Source organism: Dawidia cretensis, assembly GCF_018598175.1.
In the GTDB taxonomy this organism is placed as follows: domain Bacteria; phylum Bacteroidota; class Bacteroidia; order Cytophagales; family Cyclobacteriaceae; genus Ohtaekwangia; species Ohtaekwangia cretensis.
The window spans coordinates 33,582-42,120 of the sequence record NZ_JAHESE010000047.1; the positions used below are offsets into that span (position 1 = coordinate 33,582).

The 8,539-nt window shown below is 47.9% G+C and carries 13 protein-coding genes; 8 read left to right on the top strand and 5 right to left on the bottom strand.

The features are described 5' to 3' along the window. Nucleotides 1-4 precede the first annotated feature (4 nt). On the top strand, nucleotides 5-157 hold the full coding sequence (locus tag KK062_RS27505) for a hypothetical protein (RefSeq protein ID WP_254087599.1): 153 nt from the start codon (nucleotides 5-7) through the stop codon (nucleotides 155-157). Between the two features lie 327 nt (nucleotides 158-484). Then, a complete protein-coding gene (locus tag KK062_RS27510; RefSeq protein ID WP_254087600.1) occupies nucleotides 485-1,015 on the top strand; it encodes a hypothetical protein in 531 nt (176 codons plus the stop codon). A gap of 140 nt (nucleotides 1,016-1,155) precedes the next feature. Here the strand turns inward: KK062_RS27510 and KK062_RS31135 are convergent, their stop codons facing one another. From KK062_RS31135 to KK062_RS27520, 3 genes are read right to left on the bottom strand one after another with little or no spacing between them, the layout of a single operon-like run. Beyond that, nucleotides 1,156-1,503 (bottom strand): SymE family type I addiction module toxin, encoded by a 348-nt coding sequence (locus tag KK062_RS31135; RefSeq protein ID WP_369075190.1) that lies wholly within the window; start codon nucleotides 1,501-1,503, stop codon nucleotides 1,156-1,158. Beyond that, complete coding sequence (locus KK062_RS27515) at nucleotides 1,490-1,978, bottom strand: hypothetical protein (RefSeq protein ID WP_254087601.1); 489 nt, start codon at nucleotides 1,976-1,978, stop codon at nucleotides 1,490-1,492. The genes KK062_RS31135 and KK062_RS27515 overlap by 14 nt, the downstream gene beginning before the upstream one ends. Beyond that, complete coding sequence (locus KK062_RS27520; protein ID WP_254087602.1) at nucleotides 1,975-2,898, bottom strand: HEPN domain-containing protein; 924 nt, start codon at nucleotides 2,896-2,898, stop codon at nucleotides 1,975-1,977. Before KK062_RS27520 ends, KK062_RS27515 begins: the two co-directional genes overlap by 4 nt. Nucleotides 2,899-3,379: 481 nt before the next feature. Here KK062_RS27520 and KK062_RS27525 point away from each other — a divergent pair, with 481 nt between their 5' ends. The 3 genes from KK062_RS27525 (at nucleotide 3,380) to KK062_RS27535 (ending at nucleotide 5,822) form a co-directional block, all read left to right on the top strand. Further along, a complete protein-coding gene (locus KK062_RS27525; protein WP_254087603.1) occupies nucleotides 3,380-3,838 on the top strand; it encodes a helix-turn-helix domain-containing protein in 459 nt (152 codons plus the stop codon). 146 nt (nucleotides 3,839-3,984) lie between these two features. Continuing rightward, on the top strand, nucleotides 3,985-5,067 hold the full coding sequence (locus KK062_RS27530) for a DUF6236 family protein (RefSeq protein WP_254087604.1): 1,083 nt from the start codon (nucleotides 3,985-3,987) through the stop codon (nucleotides 5,065-5,067). Between the two features lie 368 nt (nucleotides 5,068-5,435). Further along, nucleotides 5,436-5,822 carry a hypothetical protein gene (locus tag KK062_RS27535; RefSeq protein ID WP_254087605.1) on the top strand — a complete coding sequence of 129 codons (387 nt, stop codon included), beginning with the start codon at nucleotides 5,436-5,438 and terminating at the stop codon, nucleotides 5,820-5,822. 106 nt (nucleotides 5,823-5,928) lie between these two features. Here KK062_RS27535 and KK062_RS27540 read toward each other — a convergent pair whose 3' ends face one another. After that, nucleotides 5,929-6,180, bottom strand: a complete 252-nt coding sequence (locus KK062_RS27540; RefSeq protein WP_254087606.1) for a hypothetical protein — start codon at nucleotides 6,178-6,180, stop codon at nucleotides 5,929-5,931. 8 nt (nucleotides 6,181-6,188) lie between these two features. Further along, nucleotides 6,189-6,320 carry a hypothetical protein gene (locus tag KK062_RS30855; protein WP_262899335.1) on the bottom strand — a complete coding sequence of 44 codons (132 nt, stop codon included), beginning with the start codon at nucleotides 6,318-6,320 and terminating at the stop codon, nucleotides 6,189-6,191. A 108-nt stretch (nucleotides 6,321-6,428) separates the two neighbouring features. Between KK062_RS30855 and KK062_RS27545 the strand changes: the two genes are divergently transcribed. From KK062_RS27545 to KK062_RS27555, 3 genes are all read left to right on the top strand, one after another. Continuing rightward, nucleotides 6,429-7,088 carry a hypothetical protein gene (locus KK062_RS27545; protein WP_254087607.1) on the top strand — a complete coding sequence of 220 codons (660 nt, stop codon included), beginning with the start codon at nucleotides 6,429-6,431 and terminating at the stop codon, nucleotides 7,086-7,088. A gap of 259 nt (nucleotides 7,089-7,347) precedes the next feature. Further along, entirely contained in the window at nucleotides 7,348-7,701 is a 354-nt protein-coding gene (locus KK062_RS27550) for a helix-turn-helix domain-containing protein (RefSeq protein ID WP_254087608.1), read from the top strand. After that, nucleotides 7,698-8,539 (top strand): hypothetical protein (locus KK062_RS27555; protein ID WP_254087609.1); only part of this gene is annotated, 842 nt, incomplete at its 3' end. The genes KK062_RS27550 and KK062_RS27555, both read left to right, overlap by 4 nt.

The following is an 8,539-nucleotide window of genomic DNA, read 5'->3' on the forward strand; positions in this document are numbered from 1 at the left end:
ATTTATGACCATGAAAAGCCAAGCCTTGAAAACCCAAAAGTTAAAGGTGAAGATCGATAAGCGTCTGAATGGCATCGATGTGACTAAACTATTCCCCGAGCAGCTGGCCCAGGCCAATAAAGATTTGGCCAACATTAAATTGCCAAAGACCAAATAGTCGCCTTGTAGCCTCTAAGTAGTTCTTAGAGGCTACAATTACTCCACAATAGTTGTTATCCATTAGACTCATGATACTAGATAATCGAATTAGCGTTACTGGACTTCGTACATTGGGATTCATTAGGCGACCAGATCTAATAGAGAAATTGGTTGAAGATTGCTGGAGTAATCGAAATCTAATAATCTACCGCCACCAAAATTCAACTGAATGGCATGTACAAGTGGGATACTTTATATATCCGGCTATACTTGACAGAGAGTACATATCGACTTATCGACATTTACAGCAGGTATACAGACAAGCCAATGCAAGACGGTTGTATATATGAAGAAAGCCGTTTTCATAACAGGGTTTAATAATTGGGGAAAGACAACGATTATTAATCACGTCAATCTTTTCAATCGTTCATGGTATGCGTGGGGTCAATTGCAGAGTATCCCTGGTGTAAACGCTCACTTTGTAGTTGAAAACCATTCGAACGATGATTACCTGGGAAGGCTTTGGCTCGACCGCTTAAAGCAACGTATTTGGCACGTAAATAATAGGCCTCGAAATAGCGCGATCGACTGGGATTTATTTACTGCATTGTGTCCATCTATTGAATTAACGAATAACTTCATCGATTTACTAAATGATCCATTCTTTGATGACTACGAAAAACACATCTTCCTTATCAAATACAAATGGGAACACCATGCTGAATTAATCATCAAGAATATCCTACCACTACTCCCACAAATACCGAACACCTTCCATTATGTTATTGATCACGACGCGCTAATAATTGATCCAGACGACAGGACTATCGCGAAAACTGTTGAGATTAAACGGATACTTCAAACTATTTTTCCGTAGTCAAACCGACAGATTTGTAATACCAGAAGAGTAGGAACAAAAAAGCACCACCGAAACGACCTACCCAGGCCGCTCGATGGTGCCGACACTGACCGTCCACCAACTTCACACTCCTTCGTCCAGGACGGCCGTGTCTTACCCTACACCCGCATCTCTCTACCCCGCGGCTCCGCCACTCGCCTTTGGTGTTTAGACCCATCGTGTCCAGGTCTGTAGACAGCCGTAACGTCGTCTGGCACCTCCCTTATACGCATGGGTTTCTGTTTGCCCAGCCAGGGTTGCTCCCTGGCCGGCTCGATAATCAGTTTACCGTCAGCACAGGTGATTGCCACACGCGTACCAATGCTAAACACCTCTCTCAACCATTTGCCCATCAGTCGTAATTCCGGTACCCGCTCGGACTCCAACCTTTCACGTTTCAAAAACCTACCACATATCGTTATTTCGCGCGGCCACACCTGGCCGCTTTTGTTACTATTCGTTTCCATCTTTTTTCCTTTTTGTAGGTTGTCTCGATTTTTTATAGGGTACTGGCTTGGCTTGCGGCCTCTCCCAATTCTTACCAAGGGTTTCGGGCCAAAGCATATCACCTCCCGGCTCCTCCACGCGCTCATGTTGTACCTGCCTGCCTCGACTATGCCGCCCAAACTCGCAGTATATACGCAGCTGCACATAGATACCAAACGCCGCCCGCGTACACGAGTCGTGTGTAAACTCTTTCATAAGCGCATACCGATGCACCAGGTCGAGGTACTTCTCGATAAGTTTATCAGTCACCTCCTCGGATTTAAAACCCGCCAGCACAAGTTCCCGATGCCGTACCGGCGTCATTTTGGGCACCGGCCCTGGCTTCGCCTCATGCCAATACTGTTTCATCACAAACACATCATCCCGAAAAATGCAAAGCGTCGTTTCAATATCCGCCGGCATTTTAAACATCGTCGGTCTTATTCTGTCACTCATATCATTGTAAGGTTACCGTAATACACTATATCGTCCGGCCCCTCTTCCGACGTCGCCAACACCGTCACCTTTTCATCCATCCGCTCCGCATACACGCGCAGCGCCGTACCTTGCAGGTCCGCTACGCGGTCCGCAAGTATCCGTGCCGTTTCTTCAGGCACTGTATAACCTTCTTCAGTTCGCGCGTGATTCAGCGCGTTATGCAATGTGTCAAGGAGCGCCTCTTCCTCTTTGGTCATACCCGGAAAAATTATGCTCATGCTCAGCGACATACTTCCCGCGAGCTCCAACAGCTTGCGCAGTCCGCACGTCATCGGCGGCGTATAACCCATGCCCACACGCACTACAGCTACACAGGTGCATTCCGCAGCCTTCTGTAGCAAGCAGACAGCCAGCCCATAGTGTGCCTTAGCCATGAAGTTCTTCGCCTCGCTTAGCGACCGTTCCCCCATGCCAAACCACAGACCCCAATACCGCTCTGTCTTCAACAATACTTCTGAGACGTTCAAGTGATTCCACGGCGGTATAAACATCTTCGCCGCTCCCGCCCGCTCATACATCATTTCACCACTCCGGTGCACCTGCGAGAAAAAGCAACTACCACGCTCTACGGCTCGTCGCACATACGCGTCGCCGTGTACGATCGCGTTCAGCTGCAGCGTCTCGCTATTGAATTTCAGAATAATGTCCTCGATCTCGTCTACCCGTCGTTTGTCGTCGTCAGAGATCACCACCACCAGGTCTACCGTCACATACGACACACCTGGAGCCACCAATTTAAACATCGACCATTCCTCATACCTGTTCGCCCTTACCCCGAGGCAAAACACCCTTTCCGGTGTCACCACCTCGATAATCTTATCCAGCACCGCGCTAAACTCTCGCAGGTGCACCACCATCACGTTATCACCTGTTGCCATATATCAGCGGTCTAGGTATATAATTGTATCTATATGGCCTTAGCTTTCCTCTCCCAATTTCCAGAGGCATTTCCAGCCTGGCCGTCGGCCGTCCAATCGTGCATTTTGATTCTCTTAAATTCATGCTATTAAGGGGTTACGTTTCCAATCTTTCTTTCCATGTTGGTCTACTGCCCCAGCTGGTCGCCGCCCAACGGCATAGGTATCCCATAGCCACCCGGGTTTAGGCCGGGGGCTTATCGATTACCCGTATTTTGGGTGTTTTTCGGTACTTCAGCTATTGAGCGACCAACTTGCCAGGGAATGTGCGCACATGACCCTACTTTAAAATTGGAAGTTACCAGGTCTTTGTCTGCTATAGCAGACAATCGTTGTTTACGTTATACAATGCTGTCGGTGCTTTAGATAATTTATTCCATCACTTCCCGAAAATTGACAGTGAAAAACCCCTCTGAAAATCCGGAAATCTTATATTTGTGATATGGCAACTACAGATACCAGCAAGCCCCGAACTCCCAACCACGGCAAGAACCTGAAGCGTTTCCGCGAGATGTTGGGATTAAAACAAGAAGCACTCGCCGACAAACTGGGCGAAGGAAGGTCACAAAGAAAACTCTCTTACCTGGAGGGCAAAGAGACCATTGAAGCCAGTGAGATCGAAGAACTCGCTAAGGCATTAAACTTACCGGCAGAAGCCATTCTGAATTTTGACGAAGAGAAAGCTGTGTATAATATTCAAAACAACTACGATCACACCACCAATCCTACGCACGGCTTAAACTATAACGCAACGTTTAATCCTCTCGACAAATTTGTGGAGGCTGTTCAGAAAAATGATGAACTCGTAGCAGAAACAAAAAGACTGTACGAAGATCTACTGAAGGCCGAGCGCGAGAAAAATGCCCTATTGGAGAGGTTGTTAAACGATAAGTCGAAATAAACTTGGTCGTACTCTAGGATTAATCAACTCTGACACCTTTGGGACAATAGTAGTATTTCCCTATATTCGTTAAGAGCCCATCTGTTTGCCATAGTTAATGGCAGCGGATGGGCTTTTTTTATTACCAAACACCAAACAACACCATTATGGGATTTACAAAGGCACTATTTTATCCGACAATTGACATTCACGACGAAGAATGGCTAAAAAATGCGGTTCTCCTGTGGGATGAAATCCACACGATCGTTCCTTCATCTATTGCCCATCCGTACACGAGGAACTCAACAGAGTATCTATCCGATGAGGGAATACTTAGACCTATGCACGTCAGTTCGAATCACCGTATCATTGAAGAATTGACAACAGAGACCTTAAATTATTTAAATACGAACGAAGGGTTTCAAGTCTTGACACAAGGGCAAGAAAGATCCTACACAATTCACCGCGACAAACTCCCGGAAGACGTAAGGAGACTTTTTCACATTCACCCTGAAAAACTTCCATACGAGATCCAACATCAGCTTCGTAAAAACCTAACCGACGATGGCTGGGTAAATGTTGACAGTAATTTTGCTACATTTTATATGACTCTCTTAGCGAATAAAATCTGTGAAGAGAAATCAATAGCATTGCTTACAGACAATACCTGGACATCAAATCTCTCAGACTTAGTGCGACTGGATAATCAAATTGCTGTTAAGGCAAATGACGAATTGGGGCGTCAACAACGTAGAAGTGAAAAATTTATCACACTTGCGCAAGGGATGTTGACAAATCTAATAATTAAGGGAATTAAGATTTCTAAAGGAACGTCGCTTGTCGATGTTGTTAATTTCAAAAAAACGCACCGGGATGAACTTGGTCTTTTTAAAACAAATATCGCTAAACTCACTAACGATGTATCAGGGGAATTGTCCTTTGATGCTGTGAGACAACAAGTCGAGGATATCTATCATGATGATTTTTTGCCGGCGTATAATAATTTTCAAAAGGCATTGACGGGATCGCATATTAAATGGACTGCGGAAAACTTTATGAAGATATCCACATTTTCTACAGCAGCAACAGCGGTTCCGATGGCACTTCTTGGCCTATCGATTCCATATGCACTACTTGCAGGAGCAGGTGTGTCGCTAATTTCCTCTTACGTTAGCTATAATATGGATAAGAAGGAAAAATTGCGAAACAGTCCTTATTCCTACTTGTTAGCGGCTCATAACGATTTATAGGCCAAAAAGTCAGAGGGACTCTTGTTACAGAGTCCCTCTTTACTCCAAAAGCTCCTGGAGGAGAAAGGAAAATAAAGCTTAGCGAAAGGAATAGAAAGTAAAGCCACCGGGAGTTGGCTTTTTTATTGCCCTATACATACCGTTAGTCACATTTTACTGGGCGTCATGCAAGATAATTGCCCGCCCGGCCGTTACCTTTCATAGTAACTTATACTGATGGCATGCAAACCGTTTATTCGGGTTAATCTTAATCTACACCGGCCACCCTCCACCGGATCGCTATGTAATAAATCCCATTCACTTATCCGGTTTATATCACGGGAGCCATATAGTATGCGCCCCCAATTAACCTAATCGTTTTTATCACTATGTCAACTATCCACAGCACGAGCAACCTCCAGGTTGTTCACCTCATCGACCCTCACATTTTGTACTGCAACTGGCTTGGCCTGCAGACCGAGCAATCCGTTAAAGAATCTGGTGCCGTTATCCTCGAAATTCAGCGCACCCACCACTTCGCCAACATCCTGAACGACAACACACAGGTTACAGGTTCCTGGCGCAAGGCGTCCCAATGGACAGCCGAGCAATGGTTTCCCGACATGGTCCACGCAGGCCTCCGGCACTTCGCCTGGGTCTTCCCGGCCGACGTTTTCGCAGAGATCTCTGCCAAGCGCGCCCTACCACCAGGTGACATAGTTACCCCGTTCACTAACTACCAGGATGCCTACAACTGGCTTGTATCCATCCACTAAGAAGATATACCCCGATATCATCCGCTCACTCCCCGGCCGCACTTCGTGCAGGTCTTGGGCGAATACTGTCTTTACTTTAACCCCAATATTACCCGCAATGAAAAACCTAGTCAAACAAAAATTCAAGTACGAGTTGCAACGCTTCGACAACATCATCCATCACGACATGGCCCATTTCCTTCGACACAATCCGGAGCTCGACGATTCCCTGATCATCGACTTTCAAAGTGTCATTACCGACGAGGCTCAGATCGTCAAAGAAAACCTCCGGCATAGTGTCTTTCTCTTCAATGACGATCGCGTCCAAGAGCGGTACATCCAGTTCCACCAGCAAGCCCTCATCGGCCTCGCCGGCCACCTACTCAACTATGTTGCCCCGTTCAACTCACGAACTCCGCCGAGGTCAGCGGCACAGCCATCCTCAGCCACATCCTTTACCAGGCTGTCGAAGATCTCCTCGCCTTTATCGAGGTCCACTTCACGCAGTACTTTGACCAAGACGCCTGGATACCCCCAAGCTATGGGCGTATAGCCCGTTACGAGCTCGCCACCGGCCTCGAAGCCCTCGAGGCCTCGCTTGCTGCCGATAATGTAGGTGCTCACTTATTGAAGATCACCCTACAGCCACTCAAGGAGTTTGTCAACGACACCATGCCCAGTCACATCACTTACCGTCGCGTCATCTATCTCAAGCACCTCAAGAAGTCACTGCTCCGCCTCGGCGGCGCCCAGCACGCCGGCAGCATCAACCGCCAGCTCCGTGAGCTCCTGCACTATATCAATTTCAATTCCCCCGAATACGTGGCCTACTGTGTTCAGTACATCGAGCGCCACCTAAACAGCCCCGATATGTCCGATCACATGGGCACGCTCATTCTGGACAGATACCGCAAGCTCATCATCCAGCAGCCGGTTAAACCCAGCTTCTCTCTCGACCCCGTAGCACCCTCGCTTTCCCACATGCTTTGCGAATGGATTGATGCAGAGACCTGGTTTGTCGAACGTAGCCTCCAGGCCGACGACACGTCACCGGCAGTACCAGAAGGCCTTATATCCCGCTTCCGCATCATAGTCGATCTTACCAGCGAACAGCTCAGTTATTTCTTCCGTCTTCTCATCCTGGCGGAGACAATCAAAAACGATAACAAGACAATCCTTTCGAGCATCGTGTCCAAGGTATTTCTAACCAATACCGAGAAGGGAAAAAAAAGGCACCGTTCGCCAGAAAATGTACAAAGCCAGCATCGACGCGAAGCAGGCCGTTAGGTCTCTTTTAGTCAAAATGATAGCCCTGATCGACGCCGATTTAGGCCGTGCCGGGGTATAGCTGAAAATATTTCAAAAAATCTTTCACTCAATCAGGTAGAAACAGGCGTAAAATTTATACCACTTCTCGCCGTCTGTCATTTCTATTGAGCGGCTATAACCGGTTTTGAGAAGTACACAGCCAATACACAACAAGTTGTGTATTTACTCGCGTTGGTCTGTGTACTTCCTTTGTTTCCATTAAACGCAACTAAAGTTTATGGCAACAACAAACATCGTCACCGTCGAAGATCTCGAAGCCTTCAAACACAGTTTAGTCGAAACGCTCGTCAACGTCCTTTCCGAGCGGGCCACCACGCCCGCCCGCCGCTGGCTCAAGTCCCACGAAGTAAGACGCCTGCTCACGCTATCACCCAACACCCTCCAGGCCCTCCGGGAGAACGGCCTACTTCCCTTTACCAAGATCGGCGGCGTGATCTACTACGACTACGACGACATTCGCAAAATGCTCGAGGAAAACAAAACCAGACTTCCTCCAGGCACAGCAACATCATTACCGCCCTTGTCAGAAGTGTTCGAAGAAGAGCGCCCCAAAGCCCGTAAACGGTCATGAATTTCATTCACCACTTCCGTGGCTGGATGGATCGGAGTTATTTCGATGGCAGGCTTAAAACGCAACACACGAGCCTATACAACGTGCTCTTCCACCTTTGGAATCTCAACCGCTTTCAAAACCCTGTCATTATCGACCGCAAGGAGGTAATGCAGTGGTCCAAGATCGGATCCATAAACACCTACATACGCACACTCAAAGACCTCACCGAATGGGGTTACATCCTCTACGAACCCTCATTCAATCCACAGCAGGGAAGCAAAGTTCACCTGTACAGATTTGATAAAGGTGCTGATAAGGGTACTGATAAAGCTGGTGGTAGAGGTCCTGATATAGGTGCTGATAAAGGTCGTGATACGATATATATAAACAATACAAACAGCTTAAACACTAAAAACAAAATAAACGCTTATGGCACAAGCAATGAAAATTCAGATTTTGGTAACGCTAGGGAGAACCAGGATACGGACCCGCAAGCAACTGGTACCGGTATTGATCATCGGGAAAAGCAGACACCCGGGGGGCGGGGGCCCGGCGCCGGTTTCGACGTCCCGGCCTCAGTCGAAGAAGCCAAAGATTACTTCATCCAGGAGAACTCCACCGCCGCCGAAGCCCAGAAGTTCGTCAACCACTACCAATCCAACGGGTGGCTGATTGGCGGCCGCTCTCCCATGAAAGACTGGCGTGCATCCGCGCGCAACTGGATCGACAACGCAAAGAAATTCGCCCATGACAAATCAAGCCAACCAAAACCCGGCAAACTCGACACCGGACCAAAAAATTACGCGGAGCCCCGCAAGCCCCCCCCCGCCCAGCGTGCCCCCGGCCGGGGGAACGC

Bases quoted from the DNA above. Each gene is read 5' to 3' on its own strand.
- KK062_RS31135 (WP_369075190.1), bottom strand. From the start codon at position 1,503: ATGGAAACGAATAGTAACAAAAGCGGCCAGGTGTGGCCGCGCGAAATA.
- KK062_RS27505 (WP_254087599.1), top strand. From the start codon at position 5: ATGACCATGAAAAGCCAAGCCTTGAAAACCCAAAAGTTAAAGGTGAAG.
- KK062_RS27520 (WP_254087602.1), bottom strand. From the start codon at position 2,898: ATGGCAACAGGTGATAACGTGATGGTGGTGCACCTGCGAGAGTTTAGC.
- KK062_RS27525 (WP_254087603.1), top strand. From the start codon at position 3,380: ATGGCAACTACAGATACCAGCAAGCCCCGAACTCCCAACCACGGCAAG.
- KK062_RS27515 (WP_254087601.1), bottom strand. From the start codon at position 1,978: ATGAGTGACAGAATAAGACCGACGATGTTTAAAATGCCGGCGGATATT.
- KK062_RS27510 (WP_254087600.1), top strand. From the start codon at position 485: ATGAAGAAAGCCGTTTTCATAACAGGGTTTAATAATTGGGGAAAGACA.
- KK062_RS27530 (WP_254087604.1), top strand. From the start codon at position 3,985: ATGGGATTTACAAAGGCACTATTTTATCCGACAATTGACATTCACGAC.
- KK062_RS27550 (WP_254087608.1), top strand. From the start codon at position 7,348: ATGGCAACAACAAACATCGTCACCGTCGAAGATCTCGAAGCCTTCAAA.
- KK062_RS27535 (WP_254087605.1), top strand. From the start codon at position 5,436: ATGTCAACTATCCACAGCACGAGCAACCTCCAGGTTGTTCACCTCATC.